12 protein-coding genes are annotated in these 17,459 nt (G+C 62.4%); all 12 read left to right on the top strand.

Annotated features, from left to right (window positions below; translation table 11 throughout):
• The first annotated feature begins 154 nt into the window (after nt 1-154).
• The 12 genes from rplK (at nt 155) to rplC (ending at nt 17,453) form a co-directional block, all read left to right on the top strand.
• Complete coding sequence (rplK, locus tag ACN9MB_RS16675) at nt 155-583, top strand: 50S ribosomal protein L11 (protein ID WP_109126904.1); 429 nt, start codon at nt 155-157, stop codon at nt 581-583.
• A 3-nt stretch (nt 584-586) separates the two neighbouring features.
• Nucleotides 587-1,294 carry a 50S ribosomal protein L1 gene (gene rplA / locus ACN9MB_RS16670; protein ID WP_204638227.1) on the top strand — a complete coding sequence of 236 codons (708 nt, stop codon included), beginning with the start codon at nt 587-589 and terminating at the stop codon, nt 1,292-1,294.
• Nucleotides 1,295-1,633: 339 nt separating this feature from the next.
• Entirely contained in the window at nt 1,634-2,167 is a 534-nt protein-coding gene (gene rplJ, locus ACN9MB_RS16665; RefSeq protein WP_204638226.1) for a 50S ribosomal protein L10, read from the top strand.
• Between the two features lie 46 nt (nt 2,168-2,213).
• Nucleotides 2,214-2,585, top strand: a complete 372-nt coding sequence (gene rplL, locus ACN9MB_RS16660) for a 50S ribosomal protein L7/L12 (protein WP_046973299.1) — start codon at nt 2,214-2,216, stop codon at nt 2,583-2,585.
• Nucleotides 2,586-2,907: 322 nt separating this feature from the next.
• Nucleotides 2,908-7,065 carry a DNA-directed RNA polymerase subunit beta gene (gene rpoB / locus ACN9MB_RS16655; protein ID WP_204638225.1) on the top strand — a complete coding sequence of 1,386 codons (4,158 nt, stop codon included), beginning with the start codon at nt 2,908-2,910 and terminating at the stop codon, nt 7,063-7,065.
• Between the two features lie 89 nt (nt 7,066-7,154).
• Nucleotides 7,155-11,369 (top strand): DNA-directed RNA polymerase subunit beta', encoded by a 4,215-nt coding sequence (gene rpoC, locus ACN9MB_RS16650; RefSeq protein ID WP_426269629.1) that lies wholly within the window; start codon nt 7,155-7,157, stop codon nt 11,367-11,369.
• A gap of 178 nt (nt 11,370-11,547) precedes the next feature.
• Complete coding sequence (gene rpsL / locus ACN9MB_RS16645) at nt 11,548-11,922, top strand: 30S ribosomal protein S12 (RefSeq protein WP_019464011.1); 375 nt, start codon at nt 11,548-11,550, stop codon at nt 11,920-11,922.
• Between the two features lie 16 nt (nt 11,923-11,938).
• Nucleotides 11,939-12,406, top strand: a complete 468-nt coding sequence (gene rpsG, locus ACN9MB_RS16640; RefSeq protein WP_102305037.1) for a 30S ribosomal protein S7 — start codon at nt 11,939-11,941, stop codon at nt 12,404-12,406.
• Nucleotides 12,407-12,439: 33 nt separating this feature from the next.
• Nucleotides 12,440-14,557, top strand: a complete 2,118-nt coding sequence (gene fusA, locus ACN9MB_RS16635; protein WP_204638223.1) for an elongation factor G — start codon at nt 12,440-12,442, stop codon at nt 14,555-14,557.
• A gap of 47 nt (nt 14,558-14,604) precedes the next feature.
• Entirely contained in the window at nt 14,605-15,795 is a 1,191-nt protein-coding gene (gene tuf / locus ACN9MB_RS16630; protein ID WP_046972914.1) for an elongation factor Tu, read from the top strand.
• 684 nt (nt 15,796-16,479) lie between these two features.
• Nucleotides 16,480-16,791 carry a 30S ribosomal protein S10 gene (gene rpsJ, locus ACN9MB_RS16625; RefSeq protein WP_017461875.1) on the top strand — a complete coding sequence of 104 codons (312 nt, stop codon included), beginning with the start codon at nt 16,480-16,482 and terminating at the stop codon, nt 16,789-16,791.
• Nucleotides 16,792-16,811: 20 nt separating this feature from the next.
• A complete protein-coding gene (gene rplC, locus ACN9MB_RS16620) occupies nt 16,812-17,453 on the top strand; it encodes a 50S ribosomal protein L3 (RefSeq protein ID WP_046972913.1) in 642 nt (213 codons plus the stop codon).
• Nucleotides 17,454-17,459 lie beyond the last annotated feature (6 nt).

Raw genomic sequence — 17,459 nt, 5'->3', positions numbered from 1 at the left:
AAACTGATCAATCTATATATTATGCGGTTCACGCTGGGATTTTAGGCCCGGCGTGTCCGTGTTTCTGGGGTTCGCGGGATGGCGAGCCTTCCTCCTTCAGGGACGACAACACTGCGAGGAGCCGCAAGGCGCCTGAACTCGCGAGGAAAATCCAATGGCAAAGAAAGTAACTGGCTATATCAAGCTGCAGGTCAAGGCCGGTCAGGCCAACCCGTCGCCGCCGGTGGGCCCCGCCCTCGGTCAGCGCGGCCTGAACATCATGGAATTCTGCAAGGCGTTCAATGCCGCCACGCAGAAGATGGAGCCGGGTATGCCGATCCCGGTCATCATCACGGCGTATTCCGACCGTAGCTTCACCTTCATCACCAAGACCCCGCCGGCCACGATCCTGATCAAGAAGGTCACGGGCGTCGCCAAGGGTTCGTCCAAGCCGAACACCGACAAGGTCGGCAAGATCACCCGCAAGCAGCTGGAAGACGTTGCGAAGCAGAAGGAGCCGGATCTCACGGCTGCTGATCTTGACGCCGCTGTGCGCACCATCGCTGGTAGCGCTCGCAGCATGGGCCTGGTAGTGGAGGGTTAAGACATGGCAAAGCTCACGAAGCGTTTGAAGGCCGCTCAGGCCGCAGTGCAGCCGGGCAAGATCTACGGCCTGGATGAAGCCCTCAAGATCGTCAAGGACAACGCCAAGGCGAAGTTCGCCGAGTCCGTGGACGTCGCCGTCCGCCTCGGCATCGACGCCAAGAAGTCCGACCAGGGCGTGCGCGGCTCCTCGCTGCTGCCGCACGGCACCGGCAAGACCATCAAGGTCGCCGTGTTCGTGCCGGCCGGTGAGAAGGCCGAGGCCGCCAAGGCCGCCGGTGCCGACGCCGTCGGCATGGACGACCTGGCCGAGCGCATGCAGGCTGGCGATCTCGACTTCGGTCGCGTGATCGCTACGCCGGACGCCATGCGCGTGGTCGGTAAGCTCGGCCAGCTGCTCGGTCCCCGTGGCCTGATGCCGAACCCGAAGGACGGCTCGGTCACCGCCGACGTCGCCACGGCCGTGAAGAACGCCAAGGCCGGCCAGGTGAAGTTCCGTAACGACAAGGCGGGCATCATCCACGCCACCATCGGCAAGGCCAGCTTCGACGCTGCCCAGCTGGCGGACAACCTCAATGCACTGGTCAACGACCTGCTGAAGGCCAAGCCGTCCACGGCCAAGGGTCAGTACCTGCAGAAGATTGCACTGTCCAGCACCATGGGTGTGGGCGTGCCGGTCGATACGTCGAGCCTGACGGTGTCGACCAAGTAAGAGTTGAAGTCCCGTGCCGGCCGCAACGCCGGCATGGGCAAGTTTTTGAAGGTAGCCCCGGCTTTAGGGCCGTGGCCGCCGTCAAAGACCGCAGGCGCGATCAGCGCGCGACGACGACGAGCAGGGAGCTCGTGTTGGCAAGGAAACGCCGTCGTGGCAAGCGAGTTCGCTTAATCCGATTCCTAGCGAATCCGGCCTGCGTAGATGGTGCTGCCCCTTCTGGAATGTTTTCTGGAAAGGCCACCACCCGGGATCTCGCGATCCCCGACGTCACGGATGGCGTCGCTCAGGACCGCAAGCGGCAGGAGCCGTAAGCGGAATTCATAAGAGGAGTGAAAAATGGCTCTGAATCTCTCTCAGAAGCAAGAAGTAGTCGCCGAACTGGCAGAAGTTGCCGCGAAGGCTCACTCCTTGGTCGCTGCCGAGTATGCGGGCACCACGGTCGAACAAATGACCGCGATGCGCAAGAAGGCCCGTGAGTCGGGTGTGTTCCTGAAAGTCGTCAAGAACACGCTGGCTTCGCGCGCTGTGGTCGGTACCGAGTTCGAGGTCGTCAAGGACGCCCTGACCGGTCCGCTGCTGTACGCATTCTCGACCGAGGAGCCCGGCGCTGCCGGTCGCCTGATCAAGGAATTCGCCAAGGGCAACGACAAGCTGAAGGCACGCCTCGTCGCCGTGGAAGGCAAGCTGCATCCCGCCTCCCACGTCGAAGTGCTGGCCTCGCTGCCGACCCGCGAGCAGGCCCTGGCCATGTTGGCACGTGTGTTGGCCGAGCCGGCCACCATGTTCGCCCGCGTCGTCAAGGCTGTGGCCGATCAGCAGGGTGGTGGCGACGTCGCCGCCGAAGCCCCGGCCGAAGCCGAGCCCGCCTAAGTTCGTTGACTGTTCCATTCGAATCAATTTCCAGAGGTAAATGAAAATGTCCCTGACCAACGAACAGATCGTTGAAGCCGTCGCCGCCAAGTCGCTGATGGAAGTGATGGACCTGGTGAAGGCCATCGAAGAGAAGTTTGGCGTCACCGCCGCCGCCCCGGTCATGATGGCCGCCGGCCCGGCCGCTGCCGGCCCGGTTGCTGAAGAGCAGACCGAGTTCGACGTGATCCTGAAGAGCGCCGGCGACAAGAAGGTCGACGTGATCAAGGCCGTCCGCGCCATCACGGGCCTGGGCCTGAAGGAAGCGAAGGACCTGACCGAAGCCGGTGGCGTCGTGAAGGAAGCCGCTTCGAAGGAAGACGCTGCGAAGTTCAAGAAGGACCTCGAAGCTGCCGGCGCTACGGTCGAACTGAAGTAATTGGCGTTCTTGCGCGCCGTCAGTTTGATCTAGCGTCAAGCGAGCCTGGGGGCGTAAGCCCCCGGGCTTTGCCTGTTGCAAAGGGCCTGTAACGAAAGATGCGGCCTGTCACTACCAAGCGTCATCCTTTCTGGTTCGTGTTTTACCCGTCAGGAAGACAGGATTGAAAGGCCTGCAGAACACCGCCGACCTTTGATTCATGCCTTTTTGACGCATCGACGAGCAGGGCAGCACAACCTGTCCGTCGACGGCAGACACAGCTTTCACAATTCAGCCGGTGTGTGCACCACCGGCGTCACTGCGAACCGAGGCGGTACCCACCATGACCTACTCGTTTACCGAGAAGAAGCGCATCCGCAAGGATTTCGGCAAGCGTCCCCCTGTTTTGGGCGTCCCGAACCTGCTGACCATCCAGACCGATTCCTATCGCGAATTCCTGCAGGAGCACGTGGCTCCCAAGCAGCGCGACGAAAAGGGTCTCCACGCCGCGCTGAAGTCAGTATTCCCGATCGTTAGCTATTCGGGTAACGCCGCGCTTGAGTATGTCGACTATCGCCTGGGCGAGCCCGCCTTTGACGAACGCGAGTGCCGCAACCGCGGCATGACCTTCGGTGCGCCGCTGCGCGTCACCGTGCGCCTGGTCATCTATGACAAGGACAGCCCGGCCTCGAAGAAGGCCGTCAAGTACGTGAAGGAACAGGAAGTCTACATGGGCGAAATTCCGCTCATGACCGACACCGGCACCTTCATCATCAACGGCACCGAGCGCGTCATCGTTTCGCAGCTGCATCGTTCGCCGGGCGTGTTCTTCGATCACGACCGCGGCAAGACGCACAGCTCGGGCAAGCTGCTGTTCTCGGCCCGCGTGATTCCTTACCGTGGCTCGTGGCTCGATTTCGAGTTCGACCCGAAGGATGCGCTGTTCACCCGTATCGACCGTCGCCGCAAGTTGCCGGTGACCGTGCTGCTGCGCGCGCTGGGTTACAACAACCAGGAAATGCTGGGCATCTTCTTCGAGCACAACGTGTTCCACCTGGGCAAGAAGGGTGGCACCACGCTGGAACTCGTCGCCGAGCGTCTGCGCGGTGAAACGCTGACCTTCGACCTGGCCATTGGCGACAATGTGCTGGTGGAAGCGGGCAAGCGCATCACGGCGCGTCACGTGCGCCAGCTGGCCGCGGAAAACATCACTGCGCTGGAAGTGCCGGACGACTACCCGGTCGGCCGCATCCTCGCCATCGACGTGGTCGATGCGAAGACCGGCGAACTGCTGGCCCAGGCCAACGACGAAATCACCGCCGAGCAGCTGGAAAACTTCCGCAAGGCCGGTATCGAGACGGTGCCGACGCTGTACGTCAACGATCTCGATCGTGGTGCGTACATCTCGCACACCCTGCGCATCGACAACACCAAGACGCCGCTCGAGGCGCTGGTGGAAATCTATCGCATGATGCGTCCGGGCGAGCCGCCGACCAAGGATGCCGCGCAGAACCTGTTCTACAACCTGTTCTTCACCTTCGACCGCTACGACCTGTCGGCCGTCGGCCGCATGAAGTTCAACCGCCGCGTCGGCCGTCAGGAGATCGTCGGTCCGGGCGTGCTGTACGACCGCAAGTACTTCGGCGACCGCAAGGAAGAAGAAGCGCAGTCGCTGGTTGCTTCGCAGGGCGATCGCTCCGACATCCTCGATGTGCTGAAGGTGCTGATCGACATCAAGAACGGTCATGGCACCGTCGATGACATCGATCACCTGGGCAACCGTCGCGTGCGTTCGGTCGGCGAAATGGCCGAGAACACCTTCCGCATCGGCCTGGTGCGCGTCGAGCGCGCCGTGCGCGAGCGTCTGTCGCTGGCCGAGTCCGAGGGCCTGACTCCGCAGGAACTGATCAACGCCAAGCCGGTCGCGGCGGCGGTGAAGGAGTTCTTCGGTTCGTCGCAGCTCTCGCAGTTCATGGACCAGAACAACCCGCTGTCCGAAGTGACGCACAAGCGTCGCGTCTCGGCGCTGGGCCCAGGCGGCCTGACCCGCGAACGCGCCGGCTTCGAAGTGCGCGACGTGCATCCGACCCATTACGGCCGCGTCTGCACCATCGAAACGCCGGAAGGCCCGAACATCGGCCTGATCAACTCGCTCGCCGTGTACGCGCGCACCAACCAGTACGGCTTCCTCGAGACGCCGTACCGCAAGGTCGTGGGCGGCAAGGTCACCGACCAGGTGGATTACCTGTCGGCGATCGAAGAAGGCGACCACGTGATCGCGCAGGCGAACTCGCCGTTGAAGGATGGCGCGTTCATCGAAGACTTCGTGTCCTGCCGTTTCCGCGGCGAGTCCGAGCTGCGTCCGTCCGCCGAAGTCGACTACATGGACGTTTCGCCCATGCAGACCGTGTCGGTGGCTGCTGCACTCGTGCCGTTCCTGGAGCACGATGACGCGAACCGCGCACTGATGGGCGCGAACATGCAGCGTCAGGCCGTGCCGACCCTGCGTTCGCAGACCCCGCTGGTGGGTACCGGCATCGAGCGCGCCGTGGCGCGTGACTCGGGCGTCATCGTCACCGCCAAGCGCGGCGGCGTGATCGACCAGGTCGATGCGGCCCGTATCGTGGTGCGCGTGAACGAGTCGGAAGTGGGCGACAACGACGCCGGCGTCGATATCTACACGCTGACCAAGTACACCCGTTCCAACCAGAACACCAACCTCAACCAGCGTCCGCTGGTGAACGTGGGTGACATCGTGGCGATGGGCGACACGCTGGCCGACGGTTCGTCGACCGACCTGGGCGAGCTCGCGCTCGGCCAGAACATGCTGATCGCCTTCATGCCGTGGAACGGTTACAACTTCGAAGACTCGATCCTGCTCTCCGAGCGCGTCGTGCAGGAAGACCGCTACACCTCGATCCACATCGAGGAGCTGTCGTGCATCGCGCGTGACACCAAGCTGGGCGCCGAGGAAATCACCGCCGACATCCCGAACGTGGGTGAGCAGGCGCTGGCTCGCCTCGACGAATCCGGCATCGTGTACATCGGCGCGGAAGTGAAGGCCGGCGACATCATGGTCGGCAAGGTCACGCCCAAGGGCGAAAGCCAGCTGACCCCGGAAGAGAAGCTGCTGCGCGCGATCTTCGGCGAGAAGGCGTCCGACGTGAAGGACAGCTCGCTGCGCGTGCCGCCGGGCATGGACGGCACCGTCATCGACGTGCAGGTCTTCACCCGCGACGGCATCGAGAAGGACAAGCGCGCCAAGCAGATCGAGGAAATGGAAATCAAGCGTATCCGCAAGGATCTTGATGACCAGTTCCGCATCCTCGAAGGCGCGATCTACAACCGCATGCGCACCCAGCTGGTCGGCAAGTCCGCGATGAGCGGCCCGGCCGGCCTGAAGCGCGGCGCCGAAATCACCGACGCCTACCTGGACGGCCTGAAGAAGGACGACTGGTTCAAGGTCAACGTGAAGGAAGAGGACGTTACCGAGTTCCTCGAGCGCGCGGCCGATCAGATCAAGCGTCACAAGGAAGAGTTCGACAAGCGCTTCAAGGAGAAGCAGGGCAAGATCACCCAGGGTGACGATCTCGCTCCGGGCGTGCTCAAGATGGTCAAGGTGTTCCTGGCCGTGAAGCGCCGCATCCAGCCGGGCGACAAGATGGCCGGTCGCCACGGTAACAAGGGTGTGGTGTCCAACGTGGTGCCGGTGGAGGACATGCCGTTCTCCGAAGACGGTACCTCGGTCGACATCGTGCTGAATCCGCTGGGCGTGCCTTCGCGTATGAACATCGGCCAGATTCTGGAAGTGCATCTGGGCTGGGCCGCCAAGGGCCTGGGCAAGAAGATCCAGAAGATGCTCGAAGCGCAGGCTAAGGTGGCGCAGATCCGCGAGTTCCTCGACCAGGTGTACAACCACCACGTCGCGGGCGCAGTGCAGCATGTCGACCTGAAGTCGTTGACCGACGAAGAGATCTTCGCGCTGGCCAACAACCTGCAGGAAGGCGTGCCGATGGCCACGCCGGTGTTCGACGGTGCCGAGGAAACCGAGATCAAGGCGATGCTCAAGCTCGCCGATTTGCCGGAATCGGGCCAGACCACCTTGTACGACGGCCGTACCGGCGAAGCGTTCGATCGCCCGGTCACCGTGGGCTACATGCACTACCTGAAGCTGAACCACCTGGTCGACGACAAGATGCACGCGCGTTCGACCGGTCCGTACTCGCTCGTCACGCAGCAGCCGCTGGGTGGTAAGGCGCAGTTCGGCGGTCAGCGCTTCGGCGAAATGGAAGTCTGGGCACTGGAAGCCTACGGCGCGGCCTACACCCTGCAGGAAATGCTGACGGTGAAGTCCGATGACGTGCAGGGCCGTAACCAGATGTACAAGAACATTGTCGACGGCAACCACGAGATGGCGGCGGGCATGCCGGAATCCTTCAACGTGTTGGTGAAGGAAATCCGCTCGCTCGGTATCGATATTGATCTGGAAGAAGTGAAGTGAGTTGAGGCGGAGACGAGGAACGAACCTTCGTTCCTCGTACTCCCGATTCCTGATTCTCCATTACCTATTCCCGATCTTCGGAGACATCCATGAAAGACTTGCTCAATCTGTTCAACCAGCAGCGCACCGCGCCTGACTTCGATGCGATCAAGATCGCCCTGGCTTCGCCAGAGCTGATCCGCTCGTGGTCGTACGGCGAGGTGAAGAAGCCGGAAACGATCAACTACCGCACCTTCAAGCCCGAGCGTGACGGCCTGTTCTGCGCCGCCATCTTCGGTCCGGTGAAGGACTACGAGTGCCTGTGCGGCAAGTACAAGCGCATGAAGCACCGCGGCGTCGTGTGCGAAAAGTGCGGCACGGAAGTGACGCTGGCCAAGGTGCGCCGCGAGCGCATGGGCCACATCGAGCTGGCCTCGCCGACCGCGCACATCTGGTTCCTCAAGTCGCTGCCGTCGCGCATCGGCCTGATGCTGGACATGACCCTGCGCGACATCGAGCGCATCCTGTACTTCGAAGCCTTTGTGGTGATCGATCCAGGTTTGACCGCGCTCGAGCGCGGCCAGCTGCTCAGCGAAGACCAGTACCTGGAAGCCGTCGAAGAGCACGGCGACGAGTTCGATGCCCGCATGGGTGCCGAGGCCGTCTACGAACTGCTCAAGTCGCTCGACCTGCCGGGCGAAGTCATTCGCCTCAAGGAAGAGATCGGCTCGACCAATTCCGAGACCAAGCTCAAGCGCCTCACCAAGCGCGTCAAGCTGATCGAAGCCTTCCTCGAATCCGGCAACAAGCCGGAGTGGATGGTGCTGACCGTGCTGCCCGTGCTGCCGCCGGACCTGCGTCCGCTGGTGCCGCTCGATGGCGGCCGCTTTGCCACGTCCGATCTGAACGATCTGTACCGCCGCGTCATCAACCGCAACAACCGCCTGCGTCGCCTGCTCGAACTCAATGCGCCCGACATCATCGTGCGCAACGAAAAGCGCATGCTGCAGGAATCGGTCGATGCGCTGCTCGACAACGGCCGTCGCGGTCGTGCCATCACCGGCACGAACAAGCGCGCGCTGAAGTCGCTGGCCGACATGATCAAGGGCAAGCAGGGCCGCTTCCGCCAGAACCTGCTCGGCAAGCGCGTGGACTACTCCGGTCGTTCGGTGATCGTGGTCGGTCCGACCCTGCGCCTGCACCAGTGCGGTCTGCCGAAGAAGATGGCGCTTGAGCTGTTCAAGCCCTTCATCTTCGCCAAGCTGCAGGCTCGCGGCGAAGCCACCACCATCAAGGCTGCCAAGAAGCTCGTCGAGCGCGAAGAAGGCCAGGTGTGGGACATCCTCGAAGAGGTGATCCGCGAACATCCGGTGATGCTCAACCGCGCACCGACGCTGCACCGTCTCGGCATCCAGGCGTTCGAGCCGAAGCTGATCGAAGGCAAGGCCATCCAGCTGCATCCGCTCGTCTGTACGGCGTTCAACGCCGACTTCGACGGTGACCAGATGGCTGTCCACGTGCCGCTGTCGATCGAGGCGCAGCTCGAAGCGCGCGCCCTGATGATGGCGACCAACAACATCCTGTCGCCCGCCAACGGCGAGCCGATCATCGTGCCGACCCAGGACGTGGTCCTTGGTCTGTACTACATGACCCGCGAGCTGGTGAACGCGAAGGGCAACGGCATGGTGTTCTCGGGCATCGGCGAAGTTCGCCGCGCCTACGACAACCGTGCGGTTGAACTGCATGCCAAGGTCAAGGTGCGCATCAAGCAGGTGCACATCGACGAAGAAGGCGAGCGTACCGAGCAGACCTCGATCGTGGACACGACTGTGGGTCGCGCGCTGCTGCTCGAAATCATGCCGGAAGGCCTGCCGTTCGCGCTGGCCAATACCGAGCTGACTAAGAAGAACATCTCGCGCCTGATCAACCAGTGCTATCGCCGCCTGGGTCTGAAGGACACGGTGATCTTCGGCGACCAGCTGATGTACACCGGCTTCCGCTTCGCCACGCGTGCGGGCATCTCGATCGGCATCGATGACATGATCATCCCCGACGAGAAGAAGCCGATCCTGGAAGAGGCCGAGAAGGAAGTGGTCGAGATCCAGGAGCAGTACCAGTCCGGTCTCGTCACCGCCGGCGAGCGCTACAACAAGGTCGTCGACATCTGGTCGCGCACCAACGAACTGGTCGCCAAGGCCATGATCGACGGTATCGGTACCGAGAAGGTGACCGATGCCGAAGGCAAGACGGTCAACCAGAAGTCCATGAACTCGCTGTACATCATGGCCGACTCGGGCGCTCGTGGTTCGGTCGCGCAGATTCGTCAGCTGGCCGGTATGCGCGGCCTGATGGCTCGCCCGGACGGCTCGATCATCGAGACGCCCATCAAGGCGAACTTCCGCGAAGGCTTGAACGTGCTGCAGTACTTCAACTCCACCCACGGTGCCCGTAAGGGTCTCGCGGATACGGCGTTGAAGACGGCGAACTCCGGTTACCTGACCCGTCGTCTCGTCGACGTCGCGCAGGACGTGGTCATCACGTTCGACGACTGCGGCACCGACAACGGCGTCATCATGCAGCCGATCGTCGAAGGCGGCGATGTGGTCGAGCCGTTGCGCGAGCGCGTGCTGGGCCGCGTGGCGGTCGAAGACGTGTACGGTCCGGGCGAAGACAACGAGCCGTTGGTCACGCGCGATACCTTGCTGGACGAAGCCCTGGTCGAGAAGCTCGACAAGGCCGGCGTGCAGTCGATCAAGGTGCGTTCGCCGATCACCTGTGCCGCCAGCCATGGCGTTTGCGCGCTGTGCTACGGCCGCGATCTGGCCCGTGGCCATCTGGTCAACATGGGCGAGGCCGTGGGTGTGGTCGCCGCGCAGTCGATCGGTGAGCCGGGTACCCAGCTGACCATGCGTACCTTCCATATCGGTGGTGCGGCTTCCCGTGCTGCTGCCGTGGACAACGTGACGGTGAAGACCACCGGCACGCTGAAGTTCAACAACTTGAAGAGCGTGCACCACAACCAGGGTCACCTGGTGGCGGTCTCGCGTTCGGGCGAAGTGAGCGTCATCGACGCCAACGGCCGCGAGCGCGAGCGCTACAAGGTGCCTTACGGCGCCACCATCGCGGTCAAGGACGGCGACCCGGTCAAGGCTGGCCAAGCCGTGGCCAACTGGGATCCGCATACCCATCCGATCGTGTCGGAAGTGGCCGGTACCGTGCGCTTCATCGACTTCATCGATGGCATCACCGTGCAGAGCCAGACCGACGAACTGACCGGCCTGGAGTCGGCGGTGGTGACCGATCCGAAGCGCCGTGGTACGGCCGCCAAGGATCTGCGCCCGATCGTGCGTCTGGAAGATGCCAAGGGTAGCGAGCTGAAGCTGCCGGGCACCGACGTGCCGGCGCAGTACATGCTTCCGGCCGGCGCCATCGTGTCGATCCAGAACGGTGCGCAGGTGGGCGTGGGCGACGTGGTTGCCCGTATCCCGCAGGAAACGTCGAAGACCCGCGATATCACGGGTGGTCTGCCGCGCGTGGCCGACTTGTTCGAAGCACGCAAGCCCAAGGAGCCGGCGATCCTCGCCGAGCGCTCGGGCGTGATCAGCTTCGGCAAGGACACCAAGGGCAAGCAGCGCCTGATCATCAAGGACGTGGACGGCAACGAGCACGAAGAGCTGATTCCCAAGTGGCGCCAGGTCATCGTGTTCGAAGGCGAGCACGTGGAGAAGGGCGAAACCATCGTGGACGGCGAGCCCAGCCCGCACGACATCCTGCGCCTGCTGGGTGTCGAGCCGCTGGCCGCTTACTTGGTCAAGGAAATCCAGGACGTCTACCGCCTGCAGGGCGTGAAGATCAACGACAAGCACATCGAAGCGATCATTCGCCAGATGCTGCGCAAGGTCGAGATCACCGATCCGGGCGAGAGCCACTACCTGCGTGGTGAACAGGTCGAGCGTGTTCGCATCAACAGCGAAAACGATCGCGCCATCTCCCGCGGCGAGCGTCCGGCCGAGTTCCAGTCGGTGCTGCTGGGTATCACCAAGGCGTCGTTGGCCACGGAATCCTTCATCTCGGCGGCTTCCTTCCAGGAAACCACCCGAGTCCTGACGGAAGCTGCGGTCCGCGGCACGCGCGATACCTTGCGTGGCCTGAAGGAAAATGTTATTGTCGGCCGTCTTATTCCGGCTGGTACGGGTCTGGCGTATCACGCAGCGCGTCATCGCCAGGGCGGTCTTACCGCCTCGGAGCTCGAAACACTCTCCGGCTCCGCTTCGTCGGCTTCCTTCGCAGAAGCCACCACCGGTAGCGACATTGGTGTGGAGTAAGCCCCTAACGGGCTTTACTCGCTGACATACGAAAAGAGGCGCAAGGAATGCGCCTCGTGTTCGGGCCAAGGCCGGCAGGGCGTCAGCTTGTCTGTGACAGGCTGCCCATGTTAAATTCCCGCTTCTTGGCAGACCGAGCCGGTTCGGTCTGCCTTTATGTTTCTCAGGAACAGCTTCAATGACGACAGTCAACCAGTTGGTTCGCAAATCCCGCAGCCCGAAGACCTACAAGAGTGCTTCGCCGGCTTTGCAGAACAGCCCGCAGCGTCGTGGCGTCTGCACGCGCGTCTATACCACCACCCCGAAGAAGCCGAACTCGGCGCTGCGTAAGGTCGCCAAGGTGCGCCTGACGAACGGCTACGAAGTCATCAGCTACATCGGTGGCGAAGGCCACAACCTGCAGGAGCACTCCGTGGTCCTGATCCGCGGCGGTCGCGTCAAGGATCTGCCGGGTGTGCGTTACCACACGGTGCGCGGCAGTCTCGACTGCGCCGGTGTCACCAAGCGCCGCCAGTCGCGCTCCAAGTACGGCGCCAAGCGCCCGAAGTCCTGATCGTTAGGAATTAACTATGTCGCGTAAAGGTTCACATCCCGCCCGTCTGATCCTGCCGGATCCCAAGCACGGCAGCCAGCTGATCGCTCGCTTCATCAACATGGTGATGAAGAGCGGCAAGAAGTCGGTCGCAGAAAGCATCGTCTACGGCGCGCTTGCCCACCTCGGCGAAAAGAACGCCGAGCCGGTGCAGCTGGTCGAAAAGGCGCTCAACAACATCGCTCCGGCGGTCGAGGTGAAGTCCCGTCGTGTCGGCGGCGCCACCTACCAGGTGCCGGTCGAAGTGCGTCCGGGCCGCCGTATGGCGCTCGCCATGCGTTGGGCCATCGATTCCGCCCGCAAGCGCGGCGAGACCTCGATGCCGCGCAAGCTGGCCGCCGAGCTGCTCGAGGCTTCGGAAAATCGCGGTGGCGCGATCAAGAAGCGCGAAGAGACGCACCGCATGGCAGAGGCCAACAAGGCCTTCTCGCATTACCGCTGGTAAGCAGTACAGCTAGAACTTTCAGAGGTTAAGACCGTGGCACGCACCACTCCTATCGAGCGCTACCGCAACTTCGGCATCATGGCTCACATCGATGCCGGCAAGACCACCACCACGGAGCGCATCCTGTTCTACACCGGCGTCAGTCACAAGATTGGCGAGGTGCACGACGGTGCAGCAACGATGGACTGGATGGAGCAGGAGCAGGAGCGCGGCATCACCATTACGTCGGCGGCAACGACGGCGTTCTGGAAGGGCATGGATCGTTCCTTGCCCGAGCACCGCTTCAACATCATCGACACTCCCGGACACGTCGACTTCACCATCGAAGTGGAGCGTTCGCTGCGCGTGCTCGACGGCGCGGTGTTCGTGCTGTGCGCGGTCGGTGGTGTGCAGCCGCAGTCTGAAACCGTCTGGCGTCAGGCCAACAAGTACAAGGTGCCGCGCCTCGCGTTCGTCAACAAGATGGACCGCACTGGCGCGAACTTCTACAAGGTGGTCGACCAGCTGAAGGCTCGCCTGGGCGCGAACCCCGTGCCGATGCAGGTGCCGATCGGTGCCGAAGACAACTTCGAGGGCGTGGTCGACCTGCTCAAGATGAAGTCGATCATCTGGGACATGGAATCCCAGGGCATGAAGTTCGAGTACCAGGACATCCCGGCCAACCTTGCGGACAAGGCTGCCGAAGCCCGTTCGTACATGGTCGAGTCGGCTGCCGAAGCGACCGAAGAGCTGATGAACAAGTACCTGGAAGAGGGCGACCTCTCCGAGGAAGAGATCATCGGTGGTCTGCGTGCGCGCACGCTGTCCAGCGAGATCATCCCGGTCTTCTGCGGTACCGCGTTCAAGAACAAGGGCGTGCAGGCGATGCTTGACGCCGTGGTCAACCTGTTGCCGTCGCCGATCGACCGCCCGCCGGTGGCCGGCGTCGACGAAGACGAGAAGGAAGCCACGCGCAAGGCCGACGACGCCGCGCCGTTCTCCGCGCTCGCGTTCAAGATCATGACCGACCCGTTCGTGGGCTCGCTCACGTTCTTCCGCGTCTACTCGGGCACGCTCAATGCGGGCGACCAGGTGTACAACCCGGTCAAGTCCAAGAAAGAGCGCATCGGCCGCATTCTGCAGATGCACGCCAACGAGCGTCAGGAACTGAAGGAAGTCCGCGCTGGCGATATCGCCGCAGCGGTCGGCCTGAAGGACGTGACGACCGGTGACACGCTGTGCTCGCAGGATCACATCATCACCCTGGAGCGCATGACGTTCCCGGAGCCGGTGATCTCGATGGCGGTGGAGCCGAAGACCAAGTCGGATCAGGAAAAGATGGGTATCGCCCTCGGCCGTCTGGCTGCGGAAGATCCGTCGTTCCGCGTTCGTACGGACGAAGAGTCGGGTCAGACCATCATCTCGGGCATGGGCGAGCTTCACCTGGACATCCTGGTGGACCGCATGCGCCGCGAGTTCAACGTCGAAGCGAACGTCGGCAAGCCGCAGGTGGCCTACCGCGAAACGATTCGTTCGTCGGACGTCAAGTCGGATTACAAGCACGCCAAGCAGTCCGGTGGTAAGGGTCAGTACGGTCACGTGGTGATCGAGCTGTCGCCGATGACCGAAGAAGACCGCAAGAGCACGGACGTCAAGAACGACTTCCTGTTCATCAACGACATCACGGGCGGCGTGATTCCGAAGGAATTCATCCCGTCGGTCGAAAAGGGTCTGCGCGAAACCATCACCAGCGGTCCGCTGGCTGGCTTCCCGGTGGTGAACGTGAAGGTCAAGCTGGTCTTCGGTTCGTACCACGACGTCGACTCGTCGGAAATGGCGTTCAAGCTCGCTGCGTCGATGGCGTTCAAGCAGGGCTTCGCCAAGGCGTCGCCGGTGCTGCTCGAGCCGATCATGAAGGTCGAAGTCGTGACGCCGGAAGACTACGTCGGCGACGTGATGGGCGATCTGAGCCGCCGTCGCGGCCTGCTTCAGGGCCAGGACGATACGCCGTCGGGCAAGACCATCAACGCGATGGTCCCGCTGGGCGAGATGTTCGGTTATGCGACGACCATTCGCTCGCTGACCCAGGGTCGCGCCACCTTTACGATGGAGTTCGACCACTACGCTGAAGCGCCGAACAACATCGCTGAGCAGGTCATGAAGAAGGCCTGATAAGGCTTTCTTCCTCCAACTACCGTTCTTTTTTAGAGGTTTTAGTCATGGCAAAGGGTAAATTCGAACGCACCAAGCCGCACGTCAACGTCGGCACGATTGGTCACGTGGACCACGGCAAGACGACGCTGACGGCTGCACTGACCAAGGTCGGCGCAGAGCGCTTCGGTGGCGAATTCAAGGCGTATGACGCGATCGACGCGGCGCCGGAAGAGAAGGCACGCGGCATCACGATTTCGACCGCCCACGTCGAATACGAATCGCCGAACCGTCACTACGCCCACGTGGATTGCCCGGGCCATGCTGACTACGTGAAGAACATGATCACGGGTGCCGCGCAGATGGACGGCGCGATCTTGGTGTGCTCGGCCGCTGACGGCCCGATGCCGCAGACCCGCGAACACATCCTGCTGTCGCGCCAGGTGGGCGTGCCGTACATCGTCGTGTTCCTGAACAAGGCCGACATGGTGGACGACGCCGAGCTGCTCGAGCTGGTCGAAATGGAAGTGCGTGAACTGCTCTCCAAGTACGACTTCCCGGGCGACGACACCCCGATCATCAAGGGTTCGGCGCTGAAGGCGCTGGAAGGCGACCAGTCGGAAATCGGCGTGCCGGCGATCATCGCCCTCGTCGACGCGCTGGACAGCTACATCCCGGAGCCGGTGCGTGCGATCGACAAGCCGTTCCTGATGCCGGTGGAAGACGTGTTCTCGATCTCGGGCCGCGGCACCGTGGTGACGGGTCGTATCGAGCGCGGCATCATCAAGGTCGGTGACGAAGTCGAAGTGGTCGGTATCCGTCCGACCCAGAAGACCACCGTCACGGGCGTGGAAATGTTCCGCAAGCTGCTGGACCAGGGCCAGGCAGGCGACAACGCCGGTCTGCTGCTGCGCGGCCTGAAGCGTGACGACGTCGAGCGTGGCCAGGTGCTGGCCAAGCCGGGCACGATCACCCCGCACACCGATTTCGAAGCCGAAGTCTATGTGCTGTCGAAGGACGAAGGTGGCCGTCATACCCCGTTCTTCAAGGGCTACCGTCCGCAGTTCTACTTCCGCACGACCGACGTGACGGGCGCCTGCCAGCTGCCGGAAGGCGTGGAAATGGTGATGCCGGGCGACAACGTGAAGATGGTGGTGTCCCTGATCCACCCGATCGCGATGGACGAAGGCCTGCGTTTCGCCATCCGCGAAGGCGGCCGCACCGTCGGCGCCGGCGTGGTGGCCAAGGTCATCAAGTAAGACTCGGATGCCGCTCTCGGGCGGCAACCTGAAAAAGCCGGCCTCAAGGCCGGCTTTTTTTATGGGCTGCGCGCGACACGTGCTTTAGATCGTCAATCCGGCGCAGGCCGGAATCCAGTAGCGGCGAAATCCGGTTGTCGAGCTGAATTGAGCGCTCTTTTTCTGTGTTCGCGAAATCCGCATGAACAGCTACTGGATCCCGGCCTGCGCCGGGATGACGAGCAAGGTCGCGGCCTACGCCAGAATGACGAGCGAAGGGGCCGCAGGGCCGGCCACTGAAGAAAAAAGCAAGGAATCGCGCAAAAAGAACCGCTTAGCCCTTTTCTTCCGCGCAAGAGTCAGCTATAGTCGCCGTCTTGCCTGTCGCCGAACCTCGGTTCGGACGACCTTACAGCGAAATGAGGCACAGGAAGTGCTTCGAGTTCGCTGGCCTGGATGGCCAATACGCAAGAGAGGGCTCGGACGACGAAGCATGACGCTTTGTTGACCTGGCCATTTCGCGCGTTTTATACTTTTCCGTCTAGGCGGGCCCATTTTGGGCCTGCCTAGTCTTTTAAGGTCGATTTGAGGTGTGGCATCAGCTACCCGAGAAGCGACTGGTTGTTGGTAGTAAAGGGTTGTGCGGGTGGGCGAGAAGCTCACTCGAATCACAAGAATTGTTCTTTCGATAACAGGACACGGTTTATGGCGAACCAAAAGATTCGCATTCGGCTCAAGGCGTACGATCACCGTCTGATCGATCGCTCGGCCAGCGAGATCGTCGAGACTGCCAAGCGCACTGGCGCAACGGTACTCGGTCCGATTCCGCTCCCGACCAAGATCGAGCGTTACACCATTCTGGTGTCGCCGCACGTCGACAAAGATGCCCGCGACCAGTACGAAACCCGTACCCACAAGCGCGTGCTCGACATCGTCGACCCCAACGACAAAACCGTGGACGCGCTCATGAAGCTGGACCTCGCCGCTGGCGTGGACGTTCAGATCAAGCTTGGTTGAGCGAGAGACAGGATACGAAGATGAGTATCGGACTAGTTGGCCGCAAGTGCGGCATGAGCCGACTCTTCACTGAAGATGGCCGTTCGATTCCGGTGACCCTCATTGAGGCCACCCCGAATCGCGTCACGCAGCTGAAGACGGAAGAAAACGATGGTTACAGCGCTGTGCAGGTCGCAGCCGGCGTCAAGCGCGCCAGCCTGCTGACGCAGCCGCTGAAGGGTCACTACGCGAAGGCCAAGGTTGAGCCGGGTCGTGGTCTGTGGGAGTTCCGCGTGTCTGCCGACGATCTCGGCAAGTACAGCGTGGGCGCCGAGATCAAGGCCGACGACGTGTTCCAGGCAGGTCAGATCGTTGACGTTGCCGGCGTGTCGAAGGGCAAGGGCTTCCAGGGCACCATCAAGCGTTGGAACTTCACCATGGGTGACGCGACCCACGGTAACTCGCTGTCGCATCGTGCGCCGGGTTCTATCGGTCAGCGTCAGACCCCGGGTCGCGTGTTCCCGGGCAAGAAGATGTCGGGCCACATGGGTGCGGTCAACCGCACGCAGCAGGGCCTGGAAGTGGTCAAAGTCGACGCCGAGCGTCATCTGATCGCGGTGAAGGGCGCGGTGCCGGGTGCTACCGGTGGCGACGTCGTCATCCGACCGACGACCAAGGGCTGAGGAGAG

Source organism: Dyella kyungheensis (assembly GCF_049913195.1).
Classification (GTDB): Bacteria; Pseudomonadota; Gammaproteobacteria; order Xanthomonadales; family Rhodanobacteraceae; genus Dyella; species Dyella kyungheensis.
Note: the sequence above shows the minus strand (reverse complement) of the source record. Positions and strands in the feature narration are given on the sequence as shown.

Excerpts from the sequence above, each read along its gene's own strand:
- rpsG (WP_102305037.1), top strand. The coding sequence starts at position 11,939 with ATGTCGCGTAAAGGTTCACATCCCGCCCGTCTGATCCTGCCGGATCCC.
- rplJ (WP_204638226.1), top strand. The coding sequence starts at position 1,634 with ATGGCTCTGAATCTCTCTCAGAAGCAAGAAGTAGTCGCCGAACTGGCA.
- rplL (WP_046973299.1), top strand. The coding sequence starts at position 2,214 with ATGTCCCTGACCAACGAACAGATCGTTGAAGCCGTCGCCGCCAAGTCG.
- rplC (WP_046972913.1), top strand. The coding sequence starts at position 16,812 with ATGAGTATCGGACTAGTTGGCCGCAAGTGCGGCATGAGCCGACTCTTC.
- rplA (WP_204638227.1), top strand. The coding sequence starts at position 587 with ATGGCAAAGCTCACGAAGCGTTTGAAGGCCGCTCAGGCCGCAGTGCAG.
- rpsJ (WP_017461875.1), top strand. The coding sequence starts at position 16,480 with ATGGCGAACCAAAAGATTCGCATTCGGCTCAAGGCGTACGATCACCGT.
- rpoC (WP_426269629.1), top strand. The coding sequence starts at position 7,155 with ATGAAAGACTTGCTCAATCTGTTCAACCAGCAGCGCACCGCGCCTGAC.
- tuf (WP_046972914.1), top strand. The coding sequence starts at position 14,605 with ATGGCAAAGGGTAAATTCGAACGCACCAAGCCGCACGTCAACGTCGGC.
- rpsL (WP_019464011.1), top strand. The coding sequence starts at position 11,548 with ATGACGACAGTCAACCAGTTGGTTCGCAAATCCCGCAGCCCGAAGACC.
- rplK (WP_109126904.1), top strand. The coding sequence starts at position 155 with ATGGCAAAGAAAGTAACTGGCTATATCAAGCTGCAGGTCAAGGCCGGT.
- rpoB (WP_204638225.1), top strand. The coding sequence starts at position 2,908 with ATGACCTACTCGTTTACCGAGAAGAAGCGCATCCGCAAGGATTTCGGC.